This is a genomic window from Kitasatospora sp. NPDC036934 (assembly GCF_055608425.1).
Window position 1 is genome coordinate 20,080 of record NZ_JBVJQR010000011.1, and the last position, 23,939, is coordinate 44,018.

The following is a 23,939-nucleotide window of genomic DNA, read 5'->3' on the forward strand; positions in this document are numbered from 1 at the left end:
GTCCCGCCCCGCTTTAAATTCACGCTAAAACCGGCCGAATTCCCACCGGATCCCGCCGTTCCGGCGCCCGGATTTAGCATCGACCAAGGCCCCCGTTAGCGTCCGGTGCGATTCTCGGCGGCAATTCCTATTGACCGATGCGAGGCGGGGAAAGCGGATGAATTCCGACTCGGCTGATCTGGGCCCGACGGCCAACGAGGCGAAGCTGCGCGACTATCTGAATCGGACGACCGCCGGTCTCCGCCAGGTGCGCCGACGCCTCGCGGAGGTCGAGGACCGGGAGCACGAGCCCATCGCGGTGGTGTCCATGGGCTGCCGCTTCCCCGGCGGGGTGGACTCGCCGGAGGCGCTCTGGGAGCTGCTGCTGTCCGAGCGGGACGCCGTCGCCCGCGTCCCCGGCGACCGCGGCTGGGACATCGACGACATCTACGACCCCGACCCCGACGCCCCGGGCAAGAGCTACACCCGGGACGGCTCGTTCCTGGAGGGCGCCGACCGGTTCGACGCCGACTTCTTCGGGATCAGCCCCCGCGAGGCCCTCGCGATGGACCCGCAACAGCGCCAGCTGCTGGAGGTCGCGTGGGAGACCTTCGAGCGGGCCGGGATCCCGCCCGCGACGCTGCGCGGGACCCGTACCGGGGTGTTCGTCGGCAGCATCGGCCAGACCTACGACCAGAGCCTGGCGCCGGCCGTCGAGCAGGTCGAGGGCTACGTCCTGACCGGCACCCAGAGCAGCATCATGTCCGGGCGGATCGCCTACGCGTACGGGCTGGAGGGCCCGGCGCTCACGGTGGACACCGCGTGCTCCTCCTCCGCGGCGGCCCTGCACCTGGCGATCCGGGCGCTGCGCGGCGGCGAGTGCGACCGGGCGCTGACCGGCGGGGTCACCGTCATGGCCACCTCCGCCTGGTACACCGAGTTCAGCCGCCAGCGCGGCCTGGCACCGGACGGGCGCTGCAAGCCGTTCGCCGCCGCCGCCGACGGCCTGGGCTGGGGCGAGGGCGTCGGCCTGCTGATGCTGCGGCGGCTGTCGGACGCCCACCGGGACGGCGACCGCGTGCTGGCCGTGCTGCGCGGCTCGGCGGTCAACTCGGACGGCGCCAGCAACGGCCTGACCTCGCCCAACGGGCCGTCCCAGCAGCGGGTGATCGAGCTGGCACTGGCCGATGCCCGGCTGACCGCCGGGGACGTCGACGCCGTCGAGGCGCACGGCACCGGCACCACGCTCGGCGACCCGATCGAGGCCCAGGCGCTGCTCGCCACGTACGGGCAGGACCGGCCCGGCGGCGAGCCGCTCTGGCTCGGCTCCGTGAAGTCCAACATCGGCCACCCGCAGGGCGCCGCCGGGGTGGCGGGCGTCATCAAGATGGTGCTGGCGCTGCAGCACGGGCTGCTCCCGAAGACCCTGCACGTCGACGCCCCGACGCCGCACGTGAACTGGGACGCGGGCAACGTCCGGCTGCTGACCTCCGCGCGGCCGTGGCCGGAGAGCGGGCGGCCGCGCCGCGCCGCCGTCTCCTCGTTCGGCGTCGGCGGGACCAACGCGCACATCGTCCTGGAGGCCGCACCGCCGCGCCCCGAGCGGGCCGCCGACCCAGGCCCGACCGCACCGGGGGCGGCCTCCCCCGGCTCCGCCCCCGACGCGCCCGCCGAGGCCGCCGCCCCGCCCCTGCTGGCCGAGGGCTCCCTCCCCTGGCTGGTGTCGGCCCGCAGCGAACGCTCCCTGCGCGGCCAGGCCCAGCGGCTGCTGGACTTCGCGACCGCCCGCCCCGAGCTCCCGTCCGCCGACGCCGCCCACGCGCTGGCCGTCGAGCGCGAGCACCACGAGCACCGCGCGGCGGTCGTCGCCGGCACCCGTGAGGAGCTGTTGGAGGGCCTGCGGGCGCTGGCCGACGGCAAGCCCGGCGCCCGTGTCGTACGCGGCCGGGGGACCGCCGCCCGAACGGTGTTCGTGTTCCCCGGGCAGGGTTCCCAGTGGGCGCGCATGGCGGTCGACCTGCTCGACGACTCCGCGGTCTTCCGCGAGCACCTGCACGCCTGCGCCGACGCCCTCGCCCCGTACACCGACTGGTCGCTCCTCGACGTGCTGCACGACGCGCCGGGCGCACCGACGCTGGACCGGGTCGACGTGGTGCAGCCAGCGCTGTTCGCCGTGATGGTCTCGCTGGCACGCGTGTGGCAGGCCGCCGGGGTCCGGCCGGACGCGGTGGTGGGCCACTCCCAGGGCGAGATCGCGGCCGCCCACATCGCCGGGGCGCTCTCGCTGGACGCCGCCGCGCGGATCGTGGCGCTGCGCAGCCGCGCCCTGCTCGACCTGGCCGGTACCGGCGGCATGGCCTCCGTGCCGCTGCCGGCGGCGGAGACCGCGCGGCTGCTGGACCGCCCGGACCGGCGGAGCCTGAGTGTCGCCGCGGTCAACGCGCCGGGCACCACGGTGGTGGCGGGCGCGCCGGAGGAGCTGCGGGAGCTGGTCGACACCTGCCGGGCCGACCGGGTCCCGGCCCGGCTGATCCCGGTCGACTACGCCTCGCACACCCCGTTCGTGGAGGCCGTCCGGGAGCGGATCGAGCAGGCGCTGGCCGGGATCGTGCCGCAGCCGGCCGGCATCCCGTTCTACTCCACCGTCACCGCGGCACCGCTCGGCGCGGACGAGGCCCTCGACCCGGCGTACTGGTACCGCAACCTGCGGCAGCCGGTGCGGTTCGAGGAGACCACCCGGGCCCTGCTGGCCGACGGACACACGCTGTTCATCGAGGTGAGCGCGCACCCGGTACTCACCGCTGCGATCCAGGAGACGATCGAGGACGGCGGCGCCGAGGCGGTCGCGCAGGGCACGCTCCGGCGCGACCACGGCGGCCGGGCCCGGCTGCTGGAGTCCTTCGCCGAGGCGCACGTCAACGGCGCCAGCCCGGACTGGGCGCGGATCGCGCCGGGCCGGCCGGCGACGCCCGTCGACCTGCCGACCTACGCCTTCGCCGGGGAGCGCTACTGGCCGGAAGCGGCCGGGGCGGCCGGCGACGTCCGGTCGGCCGGGCTGGGCTCGGCGGACCACCCGCTGCTGGCGGCCGAGACCGTGCTGGCGGACGGCACCGGCCACCTGTTCTCCGGGCGGCTGTCGCTGCGCACCCATCCGTGGCTGGCCGACCACGCGGTGCACGGCTCGGTGATCGTGCCGGCCACCGCGTTCGCCGAACTCGCCCTGCACGCGGCGTTCCGGGTCGGCTGCGGCGAGCTGGCCGAGCTGACCCTGCACGCCCCGCTGGTCCTGCCCGGGCGGGACGCGGTCCGGATCCAGGTGATGGTCGGCGCGCCGGGGCCGGACGGCGAACGCGCCGTCGGCATCCACTCGCGGCCGGAGGACGACGGCCCGGACTCCGAGGACGTCCCGTGGACCCGCCACGCGACCGGGGTCCTGGCCCCGTCGGCACCGCCGGCGGAGCAGCCCGCCGAGGAGTGGCCGCCGCCGGGGGCGACCCGGTTGGAGACGGCGGAGGTGTATCCACGGCTCGGCGCCCTCGGCCTGGAGTACGGCCCGGTCTTCCGGGGGCTGCGGGCCGCCTGGCGGCTGGGTGACGACCTGTTCGCGGAGGTCGAGCTGCCCTCGGGCGCGGACGTCCGGGGGTTCGCCCTGCATCCGGCGCTGTTCGACGCCGCGCTGCACGTGACGGCGCTGAGCGGCGCCGAGCACGACGGCCGGACCAGGTTGCCGTTCGCCTGGCGCGGGGTGGCCGTGCACGCCGTCGGGGCGACGGCGGTGCGGGTGCGGCTCACCCTGTCCGGGCCGGACACCGTCGGGCTGTCGATCACGGACCGGAGCGGCGCTCCGGTGGCCTCGGTGGAGGCGCTGACCGTGCGGCCGCTCGCCGACGGGCAGGGCGCAGCGCCGGTCGTCCGCCGGGACGCGCTGTACCGCCTCTCCTGGCAGCCGGTGACGGCCACCGCCGAGCGGGAGGACCCGGCCGACTGGGCGGTGCTCGGCGCGTTCCCGCACCCCGTCGAGTGGCTCGGGGGGCGGCCGCGGGCGTCCGACGACCTCGCGGCGCTGCTGCGGGAGGCCGACGCGGGTGTGCCGCTCCCGGCGACGGTGGTCGTGTTCGCCGCGGCGGAGGACCGGGCCGGAGCCGGAGCCGGAGCCGGTCCGGACGCCGGCGCCGGGGGCCCGGTCGACGGCGCCCACGCCACCACCCATCGGATCCACCGCCTGGTCCGGCAGTGGCTCGCCGACGAGCGGCTGGAGGAGAGCCGACTGGTCGTGGTCACCGAGCACGCGGTCGCCGTCCGGGCCGGGGAGCACGTCACCGGCCTGGCCACCGCCCCCGCCTGGGGCTTCCTGCGGGTCGCCCAGCTGGAGCGGCCGGACCGGTTCGCCCTGGTGGACCTCGACGGCCGGGAGTCCTCCGTACGGCGGCTGCCCGAGGCCCTCGCCGCGCAGGAGCCACAGCTCGCCCTGCGTGACGGCTCCGCCTTCGCGGCCCGGCTGGTCCACGCCGACACCGAGGCGCTGCTGACCCCGCCCGCGGACGCCGCCGCCTGGCGGCTGTCGACCACCGCGGCGGGCACCGTCGACAATCTCGTCCTGGAGCCCTCCCCCGCCCTCGAACGGCCGCTGGCGGCCGGGGAGGTGCGGGTCGCCGTCCGGGCCGCCGGGGTGAACTTCCGCGACGTGCTCATCGCGCTCGGCCTGTACCCGGGCGAGGCGGCCATCGGCAGCGAGGCCGCCGGCGTGGTGCTGGAGATCGGCCCGGAGGTCACCGGCCTCACGCCCGGCGACGCCGTCATGGGGCTGTTCCCGGAGGGCGCGGTCGGCCCGGTGGCGGTGGCCGACCGGCGCGCGCTGACCCGGGTGCCGTCCGGCTGGACGTTCGTCCAGGCCGCCGCGGCGCCGGTCGCGTTCCTGACCGCCTACTACGCGCTGCACGACCTGGCGGGGCTGCGGCCCGGACAACGGCTGCTCGTGCACGCCGCCACCGGCGGGGTCGGCATGGCCGCCGTCCAGCTGGCCCGGCACTGGGGCGCGGAGGTCTTCGCGACCGCGAGCCGCCCCAAGTGGGACGCGCTCCGCGCGGAGGGCTTCGACGACGCGCACATCGCCGACTCCCGGACGCTCGGCTTCGAGGAGGAGTTCCGGGCCGCGACCGGCGGGGAGGGCGTCGACGTCGTCCTGGACTCGCTGGCCGGCGAGTTCGTGGACGCCTCGCTCCGCCTGCTGCCCCGCGGCGGGTCCTTCCTGGAGATGGGCAAGACCGACGTCCGCGACGCCGACGAGGTGGCGACCAGGCACCCGGGCGTCGCCTACCGGGCGTTCGAGACGGTCGAGGCGGGCCCGGACCACGTCCGGGGGATGCTCGCGGAGCTGGGCCGGCTGTTCGACGAGGGGGTCCTGCACCCCCTCCCGGTCAGTGCCTTCGACGTCCGCCAGGCACCCCAGGCGTTCCGGCTGATGAGCCAGGCCAAGCACACCGGCAAGCTCGTCCTCACCGTCCCCCGGCCGCTCGCCGCCGACGGCACCGTGCTGGTGACCGGCGGCACCGGCACGCTCGGCGCGGCGGTCGCCCGGCACCTGGTCGCCGAGCACGGCGTCCGGCACCTGCTGCTGGTGGGCCGGCGCGGCCCCGAGGCGGCCGGCGCCGCCGAACTCCGGGCCGAACTCGCCGGGGCGGGCGCCGAGGTGACCGTGCTGGCCTGCGACACGGCCGACCGGGAGGCCCTCCGCCGGGTGCTCGGCACGATCCCGCCGGAGCACCCGCTCACCGCCGTCGTGCACTCCGCGGGCGTCACCGACGACGCCGCCGTCACCGTCCTGGAGCCCGGTCAGCTCGACCCGGTGCTCCGCCCCAAGGTCGACGCCGCCTGGCACCTGCACGAGCTCACCCGCGACCTCGACCTCACCGCCTTCGTGCTGTTCTCCTCGCTCGCCGGCACCCTCGGCAACCCGGGGCAGGCCAACTACGCGGCGGGCAACACCTTCCTGGACGCGCTGGCCGCGCACCGGCACGCGCTGGGCCTGCCCGCGGTCTCGCTCGCCTGGGGCCTGTGGGAGAGCGCCAGCGGCATCACCGCCGACCTCTTCGCGGAGAAGCAGCACGCCGTCGCGCACAGCCTGCTCACCACCATGTCCGACGCCGAGGCGCTCGCGCTGTTCGACGCCGGGCTCGCCGGGGGCCGCGCCGACCTCGTCCCGGCCGGCATCAACCTGGCCGCGGTCCGGGCGGCCGCCGAGACCCGGGCGGCGCCCGCGGTGCTGCGCGGCTTCCTGCGCCCCGCCCGCCGCCGGGCCGGCGGCCGGACCGCCACGCAGGGCTCGCTGGCGCGGGAGCTCGCCGGCCGCTCCGAGGCCGAGCAGCGCGGTCTGCTGCTGGACCTGGTGCGCGGCAACGTCGGCGCCGTGCTCGGCCACCCCGCGCCGGAGACGATCGACCCCCGGCGCCCGTTCCAGGAGATCGGGTTCGACTCGCTGACCGCCGTCGAACTCCGCAACCGCCTGAACTCCGAGACCGGCCTGCGACTGCCCGCCACCCTGGTCTTCGACCACCCGAGCGCGGCCGCGCTCGCCGAGTACCTGCACGAACGGCTGGGCGGCCGGACCGAGGGCGCCGCCGTCCGCGTCCGGGCCGCGTCCGGCGGCGCCGACGACCCGGTCGTGATCGTCGCGATGGCCTGCCGCTACCCGGGCGGTGTCCGGTCCCCGGAGGAGCTGTGGGACGTCGTCGACACCGGCCGGGAGACGGTGGCGGGCTTCCCCGAGGACCGCGGCTGGGACCTGGACGGCCTCTTCGACCCCGACCCCGACCACCCCGGCACCTCGTACGTCGACCGGGGCGGCTTCCTGGAGGAGGCCGGGCACTTCGACGCCGAGTTCTTCGGCATGAGCCCGCGTGAGGCGCTGGGCACGGACCCGCAGCAGCGCGTCCTGCTGGAGACCGCCTGGGAGGCCCTGGAGCGGGCCGGCATCCCCGCCGGGACGCTGCGGCGCAGCCGTACCGGCGTCTTCGTCGGCATGACGTCCTACGGGTACCCGGCCAGCGCGTCCCGGGAGGCGGAGGCGGTCGAGGGCTACCTGCTGACCGGTGCGGCCAGCAGCGTCGCGTCCGGCCGGATCGCCTACGCCCTCGGCCTGGAGGGCCCGGCGATGACCGTCGACACGGCCTGCTCGTCGTCGCTGGTGGCGCTGCACCTGGCCGCGCAGTCGCTGCGCAACGGCGAATGCGACCTCGCGCTGGCCGGCGGCGTCACCGTGATGCCCTCGCCGAGCGTCTTCGTCGGCTTCAGCCGCCAGCGCGGCCTGGCGCCGGACGGGCACTGCAAGCCGTTCGGAGCCGACGCCGACGGCACCGTCTTCTCCGAGGGCGTCGGCCTGCTCCTGGTCGAACGGCTGTCGGACGCCCGGCGCAACGGGCACCAGGTGCTCGCGGTGGTGCGCGGCTCGGCCGTGAACTCCGACGGCACCAGCAACGGCCTGACCGCACCCAACGGCCCCTCCCAGCAGCGGGTGATCGAGCAGGCCCTCGCCAATGCGGGCATCACCCCGGCGGACGTGGACGCCGTCGAGGCGCACGGCACCGGCACCACGCTCGGCGACCCGATCGAGGCCCAGGCGCTGCTGGCCACCTACGGGCAGGACCGGCCCGCCGACCGGCCGCTCTGGATCGGCTCGGTCAAGTCCAACATCGGCCACACCCAGCAGGCGGCCGGCGTGGCGAGCGTGATCAAGACGGTCCAGGCGATGCGGCACGGCCGGCTGCCGGCGATCCTGCACGTCGACGAGCCGACGCCGCACGTCGACTGGGAGTCCGGAGCCGTCTCGGTGCTCACCGGGACGGTGCCGTGGCCGGAGACCGGGCGGGCCCGGCGGGCGGGCGTGTCCGCGTTCGGCATCAGCGGCACCAACGCCCACATCATCCTGGAGCAGCCGGCCGCCGCCGACCGCGCCACCGCGCCGGCACCCGCCGCCGCCGGCCCGGCCGTCCTGGTACCGGACCCGCGGGGCGCGGCCGCGCTGCCCTGGCCGGTGTCGGGCAGGACGCCGGCGGCGCTGCGCGGTCAGGCCACCCGGCTCGCCGGGTACGCGGCAGGCGGCACGGCCGAACCGGCCGACACCGCCTGGGCGCTGGCCACCGGCCGGGAGGCGTTCGAGCACCGCGCCGTCGTCCTCGGCCGCGACCGCGACGACCTGGCCGCGGCGCTGGCGGCCCTCGCCGCCGACCGGCCGCATCCGGCACTGGTCCAAGGCCCGGACACCGCCTCCGGGCCGGCCCGGACCGTCCTGGTCTTCCCCGGCCAGGGCTCGCAGTGGGACGGCATGGCGCTCGACCTGCTGGAGCGCTCACCGGTGTTCGCCGCGCACCTGACCGCCTGCGCCGAGGCGATCGACCGCCACACCGACTGGTCGCTGCTGGACACCCTGCGCGGCGGCCCGGGCGCGGCCGACCTGTCCCGGGTGGACGTGGTCCAGCCCGCGCTGTTCGCGGTGATGACCTCGCTGGCCGAGCTCTGGAAGTCCGCCGGTGTCGTCCCGGACGCGGTCGTCGGCCACTCCCAGGGGGAGATCGCCGCGGCCTACGTGGCGGGGGCGCTGTCGCTGGACGACGCGGCGCGCGTGGTCGCGCTCCGCAGCAAGGTCCTGACCAGGCTCGCCGGGACGGGCACCATGGCCTCGGTACCGCTGCCCGCCGAGGAGGTCTCCGCCCGCCTGGCCGAGGCCGACGACGTCCACCTGGCCGCGGTCAACGGGCCGGACAGCACGGTCGTCGCGGGCGGCGCGGACGCCGTCCGGGCGTTCGTCGAGCGGTACCGGGCCGAGGGCGTCCGGGCCCGGCTGATCCCCGTCGACTACGCCTCGCACACCCCGCACATCGACGCGCTGCGCGACGAGTTGCTGGAGGTGCTGGCCCCCGTCAGCCCGCGGACCGGCACCGTGCCCTTCTACTCCACCCTCACCGGCGCGATCATCGACACCGCCGAACTGGACGCCGACTACTGGTACCGCAACCTGCGGCACACCGTCCGGTTCGCCGAGGCCACCGAGGCGCTGCTCGACAGCGGCCACCGGCTGTTCGTCGAGTCCGCGCCGCACCCGGTGCTGACCGTCGGCATGCAGCAGACCATCGAACGCGCCGACGTCCCGGCGCAGGCCCTCGGCACGCTGCGGCGCGACGAGGACGGCGGCCGCGAGCTGCTGGCCGCCCTCGCCCGGGCCTACACGCACGGCGCCCCGGTCGACTGGACGACCGTGCTCGCCCCCGCCGCCGCCCGGCCCGACCTGCCGACGTACGCGTTCCAGCGCGCCCCGTACTGGCTCAAGCCCTCGGCGGTGGCGGGCGACGTCACGTCCGCCGGGCTGGCCGACACCGGGCACCCGCTGGTCTCGGCCGGACTGTCGGTCGCCGCCGACGGCCGGCGGATCCTCAGTGGGCGGGTCTCGCTGCGCACCCACCCGTGGCTGTCCGACCACCGGGTGGAGGACGCCGCCCTGGTGCCCGGCACCGCCTTCGTCGAACTGGCGCTGTACGCGGCGCGCGAGACCGGCTGCGCGGCGGTGGACGAGATCACCCTGCTCGCGCCGCTGGTGCTGCCCGAGCAGGGCGGTGTCCAACTGCAGGTCGTCGTCCTGGCCGAGGAGGACGGCGCGCGCCCCGTCACGGTGCACTCGCGCCCCGAGTCCGACGACCCCGACGCGGAGTGGACGCTCCACGCCACCGGGTCGCTGACCGCGGCCGCGGGCCCGGCGGCGGAGCCGCTGACCGTGTGGCCGCCGGACGGGGCCGAACGGCTCGACGCCGACGCCGCGTACGACCGCTTCACCGCCAAGGGCCAGGTCTACGGGCCGGTGTTCCAGGGGCTGCGGGCGGTCTGGCGGCGGGACGGTGACCTCTACGCCGAGGTCGCCCTCCCCGAGGACGTCGACCCGGAGGGGTTCGGCGTCCACCCCGCACTGCTCGACGCCGCCCTGCACGCCCTGATGGCGGTGCCGCCCGCACCGGACGACGCGGCCGACGGGTCGGCGGTGCTGCTGCCGTTCTCGTGGACCGGTCTCTCGCTGGAGGCGGCCGCCGGCCGCACGCTGCGCGTCCGGGTGCGGTCCGGCGCCGACCGCTCCGTGGGCCTGGACCTGGCCGACGGCGCCGGCCGGCCGCTCGGGCGGATCGGGGCGCTGCGGCTGCGGCCGCTCGTCCAGGGCCCGGGCGGGCTCGGGGCCGGCCGCGGCCGGGGGCCGCTGTTGGCCACCCGGTGGGTCGAGGCCGGCCCGGCCGGAGACGCCGCGCCGTCGCTGGTCCTGGTCGGCGAGACCGGCATCACCGGCGGCCGCGCCCCCCGGTACCCCGATCTGGACGCGCTGCGCGCGGCCGTCGCGGACGGCGCCCCGGCACCGCGCGCCGTCGTGGTGGACTGCGGCGCCGCGCAGGCGGGGTCGGGCGACCCGGCCGAGCGGACGCACCGGGCGACCCACCACGCGCTGGACCTGGTCCAGCGGTGGCCGGCCGAGGAGGCCTTCGCCGGGGCGACGCTGGTCCTGCTCTCGCGCGGCGCGGTCGCCGTCACGGACCAGGACGACACACCCGTCACCGCGCACGAGGACGTGCCGGACCTCGCGGCGGCCTCCGTCTGGGGGCTGGTCCGCAGCGCCCAGTCGGAGAACCCGTTCGGCTTCCAGCTCGTCGACGTGGACGCGGACACCACCGAGGACGCGCTCACCGCGGCGATCGCCGCCGGGGAGCCGCAGGCCGCGGTGCGCGGGGGCAGGGCCTACCTGCCGCGGCTGGCCCGGCCGGCTGCGGCTCCGCCCGTACCCGCGCCCTCGACCGCGCCCGTGCCGGTGTCGGCGCCCTCGTCCTTCGGACCGGGCGGCACGGTCCTGGTGACCGGCGGCACCGGCACCCTGGGCGGCCTCGTTGCCCGGCACCTGGTGACCGCGCACGGCGTCGACCACCTGCTGCTGGTCAGCCGCGGCGGCCCGCTGGCGGACGGCGCCGGCGAACTGGCCGCCGAACTCGGCGGCCTCGGCGCCACCGTCACCATCACCGCCTGCGACACGGCGGACCGCGAGGCACTCGCCGCGGTGCTCGCCGCGATCCCCGGCGAGCACCCGCTGACCGCCGTGGTCCACGCCGCCGGGACACTGGACGACGCGACGGTGGCCGGGCTGACCCCGGAGCGGCTGGACGGCGTGCTGCGCCCGAAGGTCGACGCCGCGTGGCACCTGCACGCCCTGACCGAGCACCTCGGGCTGTCGGCGTTCGTGCTGTTCTCCTCCGCCGCGGGCGTCCTCGGCGCCCCCGGCCAGGCCAACTACGCCGCCGCCAACAGCTTCCTCGACGCGCTCGCCGCCCACCGGCGGGCCCGGGGGCTGCCCGCGGTGTCCCTGGCCTGGGGCCCGTGGGAGCAGACCAGCGCGCTCACCGCGCGGACGGAGGGCGCCCGGGATACCGGCGCGGCCCGCCGCGGCCTCGTCCGGCTCACCACGCCGGACGCGCTCGACCGGTTCGACGCCGCCCTCGACGCGGGCCCCGCGGCCCTGGTCCTGGCCGAACTCGACCTGCGGGCACTGCGCGCCCAAGCGGCCGCGGACGCCTTGCCGCCGGTCCTGCGCGGGCTGGTCCGGGTGCCGCCGCGCCGGGCGGACGACACCGGCCCCGCCCTCGCCGAGCGGCTCATCGGGCGGGACCCGGCCGACCAGCAGGCCCTGGTGGTCGAGGTGGTGCGCGGCCACACGGCCGCCGTCCTGGGCCACGGCTCCCCGGCCGGCCTTGCCACCGACCGCGCCTTCCAGGAGCTGGGCTTCGACTCGCTGACCGCGATCGAGCTGCGCAACCGGCTCAACCGGGCGACCGGGCTCACTCTGCCGGCCACCCTGGTCTTCGACTACCCGACGGTGGGGGCGCTGGCCGCGTACCTGAGGGAGCGCCTCGCCCCGCCGGAGCAGTCGCCGGCCGAGACGGTGCTCGCCTACCTCGACCAACTGGAGGCGGCGTTGGCGGCGTTGCCCCAGGAGGACGCGGACGCGTCGATCGACCAGCGCCTGCGGCTGCTGGCCTTCCGCCCGAGGACGGCGTCCGGCGGTCCGAAGGATGCGGGCGCGGCGAACGGATCCGGGAACGGACCCGCGAACGGGTCCTCGAACGGTGCCGCCGACGGCACGGCGGACGGCACGCCGGGCGGCGCCGGGATCGGCACGGCCTCGGCCGACGAGCTGATGGACCTGATCGACCGCGAGTTCCGCCAGGGGTGACCGTGTCAGGGGGGCGCGGCTCCGGCCGCGCCCCCCTGACACGGAGCCGTCACCGGCCTCACGGGTCGGAACACCAACGGACCCCCCTGGGCGAGGACATGATCCTCGCCCAGGGGGGTCCGTTGGTGCCCGGCCCGGGCCGCCCGGGCGGTGCCGCGTCCTCAGCCCGCCAGTTCGGCCAGGTCCTCGGCGGTCAGCCGCAGGCCGGCCGCGGCGACGTTCTCCTCCAGGTGCCCCAGGACGCTGGTGCCCGGGATAGCCAGCACCGCCGGCGAGTGGGCGAGCAGCCAGGCCAGCGCCACCTGCTGGGTGGTCGCGCCGTGGCGGGCGGCGACGGCCGCCACCCGGGCCGGGTCGATCTTCTCGCCGCCCCCGCCGAGCGGGAAGAACGGCACGTAGGCGATGCCCTCCTTCTCACAGATCGCGAGGAGGTCGGCGTCGGCCCTGCGGTGCACGTGGAACTGGTTCTGCACCGCGGCGACCGGGGCGATGGCCCGGGCCTCGGCGAGCTGGACCGCGTCGACGTTGCTGACGCCCAGGTGCCGGATCAGCCCCTCGGCGCGCAGCTCGGCCAGGGCCTTGAAGCGGTCGCCGACCGACTCGCCGCCCGGCTCGCCCATACCGCCGACCCGCAGGTAGACCAGGTCGAGGCGGTCCACGCCGAGCCGGCGCAGGTCCTCCTCGACCAGGCCGCGCAGCTGCTCGGGGGTGGCCTCGGCGGTGGGCATCACACCGCCCTCCAGCATGGGGCCGACCTTGGTGGCGATCACCAGGTCGTCGCGGTACGGGGAGAGCGCCTGACGGATCGTCTCGTGCGACTGGAGGTCGCCGAAGCCGTAGAAGCCCGCGGTGTCGATGTGGTTCACGCCGAGTTCGACGGCGCGGCGCAGAACGGCGGCGGCCGACTCGGGGTCGCGCACCGAGCCGCCGAGGGCGATCCGCATCGCTCCGAAGCCGAGCCGGTTGACCCGCAGGTCACCGCCGAGCAGGAAGTCTCCGGCGGAGGCGGCCGTGGTGGTGGTCATGTGTGTGCATCCTCGGGTTGTCGGTTGGACGGGTCAGGTCGGAGCAGTCGGAGCAGGTCGGCTCCGAAGAGCCGGGTCGGCTCCGAAGAGCCGGGTCGGTACCGGTCCGGGGACGCCCGCCCGGAGCGCGCCGAGCGGCGCGGACGCGGTCGGCCCGGCGGTGCGGACACCGCCGGGCCGCCGCACGGGCCGGTCAGGCTCCCTGCGGCTGGGCGACCTCGGTCTCCTTCTTCGGCGCCGACGCGGGCGCCAGCACCGTCTTCGGCAGGAACAGGGTCGGCACGACCGCGAGCGCCAGGAAGCCGACGCTCCACCAGAAGGTGGTGCTGTAGGCGTCCGCCAGACCGGCCGGGCCGACGGTGCCGTCGGGCGCCTTGGTCTGGTCGGACAGCTGGATCTGGAGCACCACACTGATCACGGCGGTGCCCGCCGACAGGCCGAGCTGCTGGAAGATCCGCGAGGCACCGGTCGCCCGGGCGATCTGCTGCGGCGGCAGCCCGACGTAGAGCGCGGTCGACATGGTCAGCACCACCATCGCCAGGCCCACACCGGAGACCAGCATGGCGGTGAGGATGAGGACCCGCGAGGTGCCCGCGTCGAACTGCGTGAAGAAGGCGGAGCCCGCGATGGCGATGACGATGCCCACCGCGCCGACGAGCCGGGGGCCGAGCTTGTTGAACACCCGGCCGAGCAGGACGGAGGTGACCACCGAGCCCACCCCGAAGGCGACCAGCAGCAGACCAGTGCTCATCGGGCTCTCGCCGTGAACCTGCTGCAGGAACAGCGGCTGGATGATGCCGGCACCCATGGTGAGCCCGACCAGCAGCAGCAGGGTGCACGACGTCGCGAAGCCCCGGTACTTGAACATCTGCATCGACACCAGCGCGTCGACGTTCGGCCGCGCGGCGTGCACGCCGAACCCGGCGAGCAGCGCTCCGCCGACCGCGAGCAGCGCGATCACCTGGCCGCTGCCGAACCCGACCGTGCCCGCCCGGGAGAAGCCGTAGACGACGGCCACCAGACCGGGGACGAGCAGCAGCACCCCGAGCACGTCCAGCTTGGCGGCGGTCTCCGCCCTCATGTTCGGCAGGTTGCGGCCCGCCACCAGGAAGGCGATCGCGCCGATCGGGATGTTGATGAAGAACATCCACCGCCAGTCGAAGCCGTCGACGATGACCCCGCCGAGGACCGGGCCGAGTGTCGGGCCGATCATGCCGGGGATCGCCATCAGGGCGACCAGCTTCGCCCGGTGCTCCATGCCGGCGAGCCGCATCAGCATCGCCTGGCCGACCGGGACCATCATCCCGCCGCCGAGGCCCTGCACCACGCGGGCCACCACCAGCATCCAGATCGAGCCGGACAGGCCGCACAGGACCGATCCGACCAGGAAGACGGCCATCGAGACGATCCACATCGTCCGGGGCCCGAATCGGTCCGCCGCCCAGCCGGCGAGTGGCATGCCGACCATCAGGGCGAGCAGGTAGGCGGTCACCACCCACTGCAGGGTCGCCACCGAGACCGACAGGTCGTGGGAGAGCGTGTTCAGCGCCACGCTGACCATGGTCCCGTCGAGCTGCATCACCAGCAGGCCGAGCAGGACGACCCCGGCGACCCTCAGCAGCTCGGGTGGTAACCCCTGGCTCTTGCCGGCGGGCTGGACGTCACTCGAACTCTGCGCCATCAGACTCCCTCGCGAACGTCCGCATATCCGGGCCTTTCGATCACGGCAACAGGCTCCCACATGCTTGCGTGCCACGCAACCAATTGCCGATCCTGCAGAAATCTGCTGATCACCTGGAGGTGTCCACCGGGACCCGCCCGCCCGCCCGAACCGCCCGGGACCGCCGCCCGGACCACCGGCCGAGCGGGTCGGGAGGGTTCAGCCCTCCTTTAGCGCGCCGGGCTTCCATGGGCCACCAGCATCCCGAGAGGTGACCCCGTGCGTATCCTTTTCGCCCCGCTCCCCCGAGCTCCCCACCTGTACTTCGTCGCGCCGCTTGCCTGGGCCTGCCGGGCGGCCGGGCACGAGGTGCGGATCGCGGCGCCACCGGACCTCACCGAGGCGGTGGTCCGGGCCGGGCTGACCCCGGCCGAGATCGGCGCCGGGCCGCGCGCGGCGGAGCCCGCGGCGCCCACCGCCCCCGGCGGCCGGCCAACCACCCCCGCCACGCCCGGCCTCCTCGCCGAGGCGTCCGACGACGAGCGGCACAGGCTCCTCGACCTCAGGTTCGCCCCGCTGGTCGACACGGCCGTCCGGACCGCCCCCGACCTGGTGCGGTTCGCCGAACACTGGCGCCCCCAGCTCGTCGTCGCCGATCCGATGGCCTTCGCGGCCCCACTGGCCGCGGCGGCCCTGGACATCCCGCTGCTGCGCCACCTCACCGGGCCCGACATCATGCACCGCACCCACAATCCGATGCACGGGCCGACCACCGGCGACGAGTACACCCCCAACTGGCCCACCGGGCTGGCCGAGCTCTACGCGGAGTTCGGCGCGGCGATCCGCGACGACTACGCGTCGGGCAGCATCGACCCCTGGCCGGGCAGCGTGCAGGTACCGGACGCGCCCGCCCGCATCCCCGTGCGCTTCGTCCCGTACGACGGCGCCGCCACCGCGCCCGACCGGACTCCGGAGCCGAGCGGCCGCCCGCGGGTCTGCGTCAGCTGGGGCGAGCGGGGCGAGCCCGACGGCGGAGCCGGCGAGGCGCCCGTCCTCACCCGGGTCCTCGACGCGCTCGCCGCCCGGGACGTCGACGTCGTCCTCACCGGCAGCGGGATCGACCGGGTCCGGCACCGCCCGCTCCCGGACCGGATCCGCCTCGCCGATGACCTACCCCTGCACGCGGTGGTGCCCGCCTGCGGCGCCGTGATCAGCGAGGGCGGCACCAACACCATCCTCACCGCCGCCTCGCTCGGCGTCCCCCAGGTCCTGCTCCCCCTGGTGGAACGGCCGCCCAACGCGGCCAACTTCTGCGAGAGCGGCGCGGGCATCACCCTGAGCGGCACCGGAGCCGACACCGAGGCCATCGGCGCCGCGGTCGACTCGGTACTCGCCGACGGCGGGTTCCGGGCCGCCGCCCGGAAGATGCGCGACGAGATCGCCGCCGCCCCGTCGCCCGCCGACCTGGTGCGCACCCTGGAGGAGCTGGCCTGACCGCACCTGCCGGCACCGGCCCGGCGGGACGCCTCCCGGCCTCGGAGGCGTCCCGCCCGCCGGTCGCCGTTCACGACCGCCGGGCGGACACGGTCATCTTCTTGACGCCGTAGAACTCCGAGTCGTGGAACACCGCGTCGCCCGTGGGCCGCAGCTCGCTGAAGGCGTCCAGGAGTCCGTTGAGGGCGATCTCGGTCTCCAGCCGGGCCAGCGGGGCACCGAGGCAGAAGTGGATGCCGTGGCCGAACCCGACGTGTCGGTTCGGGTCGCGGTCGATGTCGAACCGCTCCGGCTCCCGGAACTGCCGCTCGTCGTGGTTGGCCGAGAGGATCGACGGCATGACGATCCCGTTGGCCGGGATGACGCCGCCGGCCAACTCCAGCTCCTCGGTGGCGATCCGCAGCGCCCGGGGGAACGGCGGGCGCCACCGGACGACCTCCTCCAGCGCCGCGGGCACCAGGGACCGGTCGGCCCGGATCCGGGCCTCGGCCTCCGGGGTGTCCCCCAGGCAGAGCAGGGTGTTGCCGAGCAGCAGGGTGGTGGTGATGTGGCCGGTGTTGAGCAGCAGGGCCGCGAAGGTGGCCACCTGGAGGTCGGTCAGCCGCTCCCCGTCGAGCTCCGCCGCGGCCAGCGCGCCGAGCACGTCCCCGGTGGACCGCTCCGAGCGCCGGCGCCGGACCTCGGCCACCAGGTACTCGTCGAGCTCCTTGGTGGTGTCCGCGATGGCCTTGGCCGCGGCCTCGTCGGACTCCGAGTCGTCGGCCCGGATGCCGAGCAGCCGGTCGGCGCACTCCCGGAAGAACGCCCGGTCGGCCGGCGAGATGCCGAGCAGTTCGGCGATCACGATGACCGGCAGCGGGTACGCCAGGTACTCGACGAAGTCGAAGGTGTCGTCCGGGGCGGCGGCCAGCAGCTCCCCGACGATCTCCCGGATGCGTGGCCGCAGGGCGGCGACGGTCTTCGGCGTGAACGCCTGGCTGACCAACTGCCGCAGCTTCCGGTGGTCCGGCGGATCCTGCCAGGGCAGGTTCGCGCTGAGCTTCTCCTCGCCGAAGACCGGCATGAGCCGGCCGATGTTCGACGAGAAGCGCGCCGGGTCGGAGAACACCTCTTGGACGTCGGCGTACCGGAAGACGAAATAGTGGCCGCGCTCGTCCTGCCAGAGCGGCTGCTCGTCGCGCATGCGCCGCATCCATTCCAGGAGTTCGGCGCCACCGTCGGTGAACAGCGGCATCCGGACGGTTTCGCCCGTGCTCATCACACCTCCCGTATCGGGCCGCGGGATTCCGGCGAATTCCGTTTCGCGGCCCGCGACAGCGGCCCAATTTAGCAACGAAGCGGCGGCCTGTCTCGGGTCGGAATACCCTGGATCGAATATTAGTGAGATTTTAGATTTCACCGTTAGCCTGGCACCCGCCATGGACGAACGAATTCCGACGCACCCGCGGTACCGGCAGTCCCAGGATGCCGGTATTCCCGCGATGTCGGTAATCCCGCGGCGCCGGAAAACCGACGACTCCGGCCGTGCCGCACCGCCGCCGAAACAGGAGCTGCCATGACCGAGGCCACGTCGGCACCGCACAGTGGCGACCTTCCCCAGGTGCCCGACTTCCCGATGCCGCGCGGCTGCCCGCTCGACCCGGCGCCGATGTACACGCGGCTGCGCACCGAGCGGCCGGTCACCCAGGTCGCGCTGCCGAGCGGGCAGAAGGCCTGGCTGGTCACGAGCTACACGCACGTGCGCGCGCTGGTGACCGATCCGAGGATCAGCTCGGACCACCACCACCCCAACCTGCCGCTGCTCGTCCCGCTCGGCCCCGCCGAGGGAGGCTCCCAGGGCGGGGAGTCCCACGGAATGGGCAACACCCTGGTGGGGCTCGACCCGCCGGAGCACTCCGCGCCGCGGCGGATGGTCATCTCCGAGTTCACCGTCCGGCGCGTCCAGGAACTGCGGCCCCGCATCACGGAGATCGTGGAGAGCTGCATCGACGACCTGATCGCCGCCGGCCCCGGCGCCGACCTGGTGGCCATGGTCGCGGTGCGCGTGCCCTCGATGGTGCTGTCCGAACTGCTCGGCGTCCACCCACCCGAGCGCGAGTTCTTCCACACCCGCACCTCGGCGATGCTCAGCCGCGCGAGCACCCCCGAGGAACGCCGGACCGCCATGGTCGAACTGGCCACCTTCATCGACGGCCTGATCCGGGAGAAGGAGCAGGAGCCGACCGACGACGTGCTCGGCCGGCTCATCGTGAACAACCGGGAGACCGGGGTGTTCACGCACATGGGCCTGCTCCAGATGGCCTACCTGCTGCTGGTCGCCGGCAACGAGACGACGGCGAACATGATCGCGCTGGGCACCACCGGCCTGCTGGAGAACCCGGAGGTCGTGGCCGAGCTGACCGCGGACCCGAGCCGGATCGGCCGGACCGTCGAGGAACTGCTCCGGTACTTCACCATCTCGGACGTGCTGCTCCGGACAGCCCGCGAGGACATCGAGATCGACGGCGTGACGATCCGCAAGGACGACGGCGTCCTGCTCGGGCTGGGCTCGGCCAACCGGGACGAGACGGTCTTCGACAGCCCCGACCGGCTGGACATCCACCGGGGCGCGCGGCACCACATGGCGTTCGGCTACGGCATCCACCAGTGCCTGGGCCAGAACCTCGCCCGGGCGGAGCTGGAGATCGTCTTCACCACGCTGTTCGCGCGGCTGCCGGGCCTGCGGCTGGCCGTACCCGTGTCGGAGCTTCCGTTCAAGCAGGACTCCAACACCTACGGCCTGCACGAGCTGCCCGTCACCTGGTGACCGCCTACCCGGCGCCGGCCCAACCGGGCAGCGCCGGGCAGGCGCCCGACGGTCCCGGCAGCCCCGACCACCCCCACCATCCGACCGGAAAGGACACCCCCGTGCGCATCGTCGTCGACCGCGACGTCTGCATCGGCGCCGGCCAGTGCGTGCTCACCGAGCCCCGCGTCTTCCAGCAGAACGACGAGGACGGCATGGTCGAGCTGCGGACCGACCGTCCGGACACCGGCACGGCCGAGACCGTGCGGACCGCCGTCACCCTGTGCCCGTCCCGGGCGCTGTCGATCGAGGCCTGACCGCCCGCAGCGAGGAGGCCGCCGGTCCCGGCGGCCTCCTCCGACGTCTGCCCCGGCGCTCGCCGGTCGTCGCCGGCCGTGCGCCGGCCTCCCCCGACGGGCCGTCGGACACCGATGACGGGAGAAGCCATGGAGACCGAGCAGCCGTCCCCCCTGGCCGGTACCGGCCTGCGCGGCCTGGTCGGCGACCGGGCCGCCGAACTCGGCGGCCGGCACCGCTGGCACCGGCTGGAGTGCGACCTCACGGACGCCGCCGCGGTGGACCGGGCGGTCGCCGAGAGCCCCGCCGAGGTGGTCGCGCACTTCGCCGCGTTCACCGACCTCGACGCGGCGGCGGCGCAGACCGGCGACCGCGGGGGCCCCTGCTACCGGGTGAACGTCGACGGGACCGCGAACCTCGCCGCCGCGTGCCGCCGGCACGGCCGCTACCTGATCCACGTCTCCACCGACTACGTCTTCAGCGGCGACCAGGAGGAGCCGTACCGGGAGACCGACCCGCCCGACCCGCTGGACTGGTACAGCCGGACCAAGCTCTGGGCCGAACGCGAGGTGCAGGAGTCCGGCTGCGCGTTCTCCGTCCTCCGCCCCTCCTTCCCGTTCCGGGCCCGCTACCGGCGCAAGGGGGACCTGGTCCGCACGCTGGTCGACCGGCTCGCCGCCGGGCGGATCCCGCCGATGTTCGACGACACGCTGGTGACCCCCACCTTCGTCGACGAGTTCGCCGCGGCCGTCGAGCGGGTGGCGGAACTCCGGCCGCCGGACGGGCTGTTCCACTGCGCGGGCGGCAGCTCGCTGTCCCCCTACGAGCTCACGATGGCGGTGGCCCGCACCTTCGGCCTCGACGCCGCCCCCGCCGCCCGCGGCCGCCTCGCGGACTACCTGCGCGACGCCGGACGCCCGTACCCGCGCTGGCTGAACGTGTCCAACGAGCACGCGACCCAGGTGCTCGGGGTGCGGTTCTCCCGCATCGAGGACGCCCTGGCGACCATGCGGGACCAACTCGCCCTCAGCGGGGAGCTCCCACGAACTCCCTGATCGAGCCGACCACGTAGTCGATCATCTCGGGGGTGATCCCGGGGTACACCCCGATCCAGAAGGTGTCCTCGGTGACGATGTCACTGACCGACAGGTCCCCCGACACCCGGAACGTGACGCCCGCGTACGCCGGGTGACGCGTCAGGTTGCCGCCGAAGAGCCGGCGGGTCGCGATCCGCCGCTCCTCCAGGAACGCCACCAACTCGCGGCGGGTGTACGGCGCGTCCCGCTCGACGGTCAGCACGAAACCGAACCAGCTCGGGTCGGAGCCCGGGGTCGGCTCCGGCAGCAGCAGGCCGGGGACCCCGTCCAGCCCCTCCCGCAGCAGCCTCCAGTTGCGGCGCCGCGCCGCGCCGAACTCCTCGATGCGGCGCAGCTGGGTCACGCCCATCGACGCCTGCAGGTCGGTGCTCTTCAGGTTGTAACCGACGTGGGAGAAGATGTACTTGTGGTCGTAGCCCTGCGGGAGGGTGCCGAGCCCCTGGTCGAACCGCTTCAGGCACCGGTCGTCCTCGCCCGGTTCGCACCAGCAGTCCCGGCCCCAGTCGCGGATCGACTCCACCAGTCGCGCGAGCGCCAGGTCGTTGGTGACCACACAGCCGCCCTCGCCGACCGTGATGTGGTGGGCCGGGTAGAAGCTCACCGTCGAAAGGTCACCGAACGTGCCGGTGAGCTTTCCCCGGTAGCGCGAACCGACCGCGTCGCAGTTGTCCTCGATCAGGAACAGGTCGTGCCTTCGGGCCAGTTCGGCGACCTCCTCGGCGGCGAACGGGTTGCCGAGCGCGTGCGCGGTCATGATCGCCCGGGTGCGCGGCCCGATCGCGGCGGCGATGGCCTCCGGCGTCGGGTTGTAGGTGCCGAGTTCGACGTCGACGAAGACCGGCACGAGCCCGTTCTGGAGGACCGGGTTGACGGTGGTGGGGAAGCCCGAGGCGGCGGTGATCACCTCGTCGCCGGGGCGCAGCCGCAGGTCCCCGAGCTGCGGTGAGGTCAGCGCGGTCAGCGCGAGCAGGTTCGCCGACGACCCCGAGTTGGTCAGGTGGGCCTTGCGCCGCTTGAAGTACCTGGCGAGGTCGCGCTCGAAGCGGCGCGCGCTCGGCCCCGCCGCGATCCGCATGTCCAACGCCGCCTCGACCAGCGCCGCCCGGTCCTCCTCGTCCAGGACCGCGCCGGAGGTGAGCACCGGTGTCTTCCCCGGGACGAAGTCTCCGTCGGTCTGGCTGTGGTGGTAGCCCCTCACCAGCTTCAGGATCGCTTCCTTGTCCTCACCCATGTGGTGGTACCTCCGTAGCCGTTGTCGGTGCGGCGCGTTCCCGCCGGGCGGATCGAGGGCGTGGCTCGGGTCTGCCGGGGCTCCCGGCAGACCGGGGGTACAGGTGTTTCGACCGGCCGGGCCGACAGGAGCTCCGGTCCGGGCAGCGGGCACCGGCGGCGCGACCGATCGGCCGGGCGCTCCCCAGTGCAACCGCGCGAGCTAAAGGACGGCTGAAGGACGGTCGCCGGGGCCGCCGGGGCCGATCGCCAGGGCGTGGCGCAGGGCCTCGCGCAGCACCTCGGCGAACGACGGGGCGTTGGTGCTGCTGAGCCAGTACCGGCCGGCCACCCGGACCGCCCCGGCGACCACGGCGGCCGTCACCGCCGGGGCCAGTTCCCAGCGTTCGGCGCCGGTGCGCTCGGCGATCGCGTCGGCCAGCGGCTCCTCGGCCATGCTGAACGCCTTCAGCGCCTCACCCTGCAGGGCGGGCGTGGACATGATCATGGCGAGCCCGGCCCGGTCGGGTTCGGGGTCGGCGAAGACCTCGACCACCACCGCGATGATGGCCTCACCGAGCGGCTCCTCCGCGGGTCTGGCCCGCAGCGCCCCGCCGAGGCGGCGGGACTGGTCGGTCTGGGCGGCACAGATCGCCTCCTCCCGACTGGAGAAGTAGTTGTTGTACGTCCGGGGGGCGACTCCGGCGGCCTCGGCGATGTCGCGCACCCGGACCAGGGCCAGCCCGTCGGGGCCCTTCTCCACCGCCAGCCGCAACGCGGCGGCACCGATCGCCTCGCGGGTGGCCTGCTTGGTGCGGGCCCGCATGTCCAGGGGTTCGTCTGCGGTCATGGCTGGTCAGGGGGCTGGCCGGAACGTGCCGGACGATCAGCCGGCCCCCGTCCTCCTCTCGTCGCCCGAAGCCTACGCACTGGCCCGGCCCGCGCCGACACCCGCTCTCCCTGCGGGCCGGCGCCCGAGCCCCGTCACCAGGACGCCCTCGGGCAGGCTCACGACGGGGCCTCCGCGGCGGCGTCGACCGGCGCCGGGGCGACCGCGGTGAACCGCCCGTAGCCGCCGCGGAACAGCACCAGCGGCCCGGCCTCGGAGGTGTCCCCGGCCTTGGCGAGCCGGTGCACCCGGGCGACCACGATCATGTGGTCACCCGCCGGGTGCTCGGCCTCCACCGAGCACTCCAGCCAGGCCAGCGCACCGTCGAGGACCGGCATCCCCGAGGGCGACGCCGACCAGGCCACCCCGTGGAACTTGGAGTCCCCGCTGGCGGTGGCCAGCCGCCGGGCCTGCCCGTACTGGCCGGCCGCCAGGAAGCAGATGCCGTGCTGCAGCCCGCTCCGCACCCGGGGCCAGCTGGTACTGGTGTGCGCCACGCAGAACGCCACCAGCGGCGGGTCGAGCGAGACGGACGTGAACGAGCTGACCAACAGCCCGACCGGCACCCCGTCGTCCATCCCGGTCACCGCCACCACACCGGTGGCGAAGTGGCCCAGCACCCGCCGGAAGTCGGCCGGGTCGAGCGCGTCGTCCCGGGGCTCGTCCAGCAGGTCGTTCAGTGCTTCGATACGGTTCGCTGCCATCCGGATCCTTCCACGGGTGCTCCCTGAACCGCCGTCCTGGCCGCTGTCCCGGCCATGTTCTCCGGCAGGGCTAATACAGGCCTTGCCTCCGGCTAGGTTCTGTCCGGCTCAGAGCCTGCGCCCGTACGTCCGGGGTGGACGGACGCACTTAGCCCCGACTTAGCGGCCGTTCCGAGAATCGACCTCCACGGGCTGGGAGACCGGCGCCGACGGACGGTGGAGGAATCGCAATGCCGCACCGCGCGAGATGGCGCATCGCCCCCGCAGCTCTGCTCCGCTGGTGGCAGGGGGTCGGAGACCTGGCGTACCTGATGGGCTGGGCATCCCCGCCCCACGACCACCGTCCGGGCGCCGCACCCGTACCCGACGCCGACGGCGCCGCCCCGCACCCCGCGTCACCCCCGGCCATGCCGCCCGGCCACCCCGAACGCCTCGCCACCGACCGCATGAGCTCCCTCGAACGCCGGCTCTGGGAAGAACTCGTCCTCCGCTTCCCCCGCTGATCCCCCGTCGGCCCCCGGCGGCCCGCCACACCCGCCCCACCCGTCCCGGG

The 23,939-nt window shown here is 75.0% G+C and carries 12 protein-coding genes; 6 read left to right on the plus strand and 6 right to left on the minus strand.

Annotated features, from left to right (window positions below):
• Nucleotides 1–157 precede the first annotated feature (157 nt).
• Nucleotides 158–12,226 (plus strand): SDR family NAD(P)-dependent oxidoreductase, encoded by a 12,069-nt coding sequence (locus ACZ7BZ_RS18105; protein ID WP_470359158.1) that lies wholly within the window; start codon nt 158–160, stop codon nt 12,224–12,226.
• A gap of 161 nt (nt 12,227–12,387) precedes the next feature.
• On the opposite strand, the gene ACZ7BZ_RS18110 is transcribed toward ACZ7BZ_RS18105, so the two are convergent.
• Both ACZ7BZ_RS18110 and ACZ7BZ_RS18115 read right to left on the minus strand, forming a co-directional pair.
• Nucleotides 12,388–13,251, minus strand: coding sequence for an aldo/keto reductase (locus ACZ7BZ_RS18110; protein ID WP_380458501.1), 864 nt, complete (start codon nt 13,249–13,251; stop codon nt 12,388–12,390).
• A 193-nt stretch (nt 13,252–13,444) separates the two neighbouring features.
• On the minus strand, nt 13,445–14,932 hold the full coding sequence (locus ACZ7BZ_RS18115; protein WP_470359159.1) for an MDR family MFS transporter: 1,488 nt from the start codon (nt 14,930–14,932) through the stop codon (nt 13,445–13,447).
• Nucleotides 14,933–15,190: 258 nt separating this feature from the next.
• Between ACZ7BZ_RS18115 and ACZ7BZ_RS18120 the strand changes: the two genes are divergently transcribed.
• Entirely contained in the window at nt 15,191–16,405 is a 1,215-nt protein-coding gene (locus ACZ7BZ_RS18120; protein ID WP_470359160.1) for a nucleotide disphospho-sugar-binding domain-containing protein, read from the plus strand.
• Nucleotides 16,406–16,475: 70 nt separating this feature from the next.
• On the opposite strand, the gene ACZ7BZ_RS18125 is transcribed toward ACZ7BZ_RS18120, so the two are convergent.
• A complete protein-coding gene (locus ACZ7BZ_RS18125) occupies nt 16,476–17,663 on the minus strand; it encodes a cytochrome P450 (RefSeq protein ID WP_470359161.1) in 1,188 nt (395 codons plus the stop codon).
• Nucleotides 17,664–17,960: 297 nt separating this feature from the next.
• On the opposite strand from ACZ7BZ_RS18125, the gene ACZ7BZ_RS18130 reads away from it, so the two are divergent.
• From ACZ7BZ_RS18130 to ACZ7BZ_RS18140, 3 genes are all read left to right on the plus strand, one after another.
• Nucleotides 17,961–19,211 carry a cytochrome P450 gene (locus ACZ7BZ_RS18130; RefSeq protein WP_470359162.1) on the plus strand — a complete coding sequence of 417 codons (1,251 nt, stop codon included), beginning with the start codon at nt 17,961–17,963 and terminating at the stop codon, nt 19,209–19,211.
• Between the two features lie 101 nt (nt 19,212–19,312).
• Nucleotides 19,313–19,507: a ferredoxin gene (locus tag ACZ7BZ_RS18135; RefSeq protein ID WP_470359163.1), complete on the plus strand. Its 195-nt coding sequence runs from the start codon at nt 19,313–19,315 to the stop codon at nt 19,505–19,507.
• Nucleotides 19,508–19,636: 129 nt separating this feature from the next.
• Nucleotides 19,637–20,542 carry an SDR family oxidoreductase gene (locus tag ACZ7BZ_RS18140; RefSeq protein ID WP_470359164.1) on the plus strand — a complete coding sequence of 302 codons (906 nt, stop codon included), beginning with the start codon at nt 19,637–19,639 and terminating at the stop codon, nt 20,540–20,542.
• On the opposite strand, the gene rfbH is transcribed toward ACZ7BZ_RS18140, so the two are convergent.
• The 3 genes from rfbH to ACZ7BZ_RS18155 all read right to left on the minus strand — a co-directional run bounded on the left by rfbH (nt 20,514) and on the right by ACZ7BZ_RS18155 (nt 23,386).
• A complete protein-coding gene (gene rfbH, locus ACZ7BZ_RS18145; protein ID WP_470359165.1) occupies nt 20,514–21,815 on the minus strand; it encodes a lipopolysaccharide biosynthesis protein RfbH in 1,302 nt (433 codons plus the stop codon). The two genes, ACZ7BZ_RS18140 and rfbH, sit on opposite strands and share 29 nt — an antisense overlap.
• A gap of 201 nt (nt 21,816–22,016) precedes the next feature.
• On the minus strand, nt 22,017–22,643 hold the full coding sequence (locus tag ACZ7BZ_RS18150; protein WP_470359166.1) for a TetR/AcrR family transcriptional regulator: 627 nt from the start codon (nt 22,641–22,643) through the stop codon (nt 22,017–22,019).
• 158 nt (nt 22,644–22,801) lie between these two features.
• Nucleotides 22,802–23,386: a flavin reductase family protein gene (locus ACZ7BZ_RS18155; RefSeq protein ID WP_470359167.1), complete on the minus strand. Its 585-nt coding sequence runs from the start codon at nt 23,384–23,386 to the stop codon at nt 22,802–22,804.
• 230 nt (nt 23,387–23,616) lie between these two features.
• Between ACZ7BZ_RS18155 and ACZ7BZ_RS18160 the strand changes: the two genes are divergently transcribed.
• Nucleotides 23,617–23,889: a hypothetical protein gene (locus tag ACZ7BZ_RS18160; protein ID WP_470359168.1), complete on the plus strand. Its 273-nt coding sequence runs from the start codon at nt 23,617–23,619 to the stop codon at nt 23,887–23,889.
• The last annotated feature ends 50 nt before the right edge of the window (nt 23,890–23,939 follow it).

Coding starts and splice junctions, on each gene's coding strand:
- ACZ7BZ_RS18155 (WP_470359167.1), bottom strand. CDS start 23,386: ATGGCAGCGAACCGTATCGAAGCACTGAACGACCTGCTGGACGAGCCC.
- ACZ7BZ_RS18110 (WP_380458501.1), bottom strand. CDS start 13,251: ATGACCACCACCACGGCCGCCTCCGCCGGAGACTTCCTGCTCGGCGGT.
- rfbH (WP_470359165.1), bottom strand. CDS start 21,815: ATGGGTGAGGACAAGGAAGCGATCCTGAAGCTGGTGAGGGGCTACCAC.
- ACZ7BZ_RS18105 (WP_470359158.1), top strand. CDS start 158: ATGAATTCCGACTCGGCTGATCTGGGCCCGACGGCCAACGAGGCGAAG.
- ACZ7BZ_RS18115 (WP_470359159.1), bottom strand. CDS start 14,932: ATGGCGCAGAGTTCGAGTGACGTCCAGCCCGCCGGCAAGAGCCAGGGG.
- ACZ7BZ_RS18130 (WP_470359162.1), top strand. CDS start 17,961: ATGACCGAGGCCACGTCGGCACCGCACAGTGGCGACCTTCCCCAGGTG.
- ACZ7BZ_RS18140 (WP_470359164.1), top strand. CDS start 19,637: ATGGAGACCGAGCAGCCGTCCCCCCTGGCCGGTACCGGCCTGCGCGGC.
- ACZ7BZ_RS18150 (WP_470359166.1), bottom strand. CDS start 22,643: ATGACCGCAGACGAACCCCTGGACATGCGGGCCCGCACCAAGCAGGCC.
- ACZ7BZ_RS18125 (WP_470359161.1), bottom strand. CDS start 17,663: ATGAGCACGGGCGAAACCGTCCGGATGCCGCTGTTCACCGACGGTGGC.
- ACZ7BZ_RS18160 (WP_470359168.1), top strand. CDS start 23,617: ATGCCGCACCGCGCGAGATGGCGCATCGCCCCCGCAGCTCTGCTCCGC.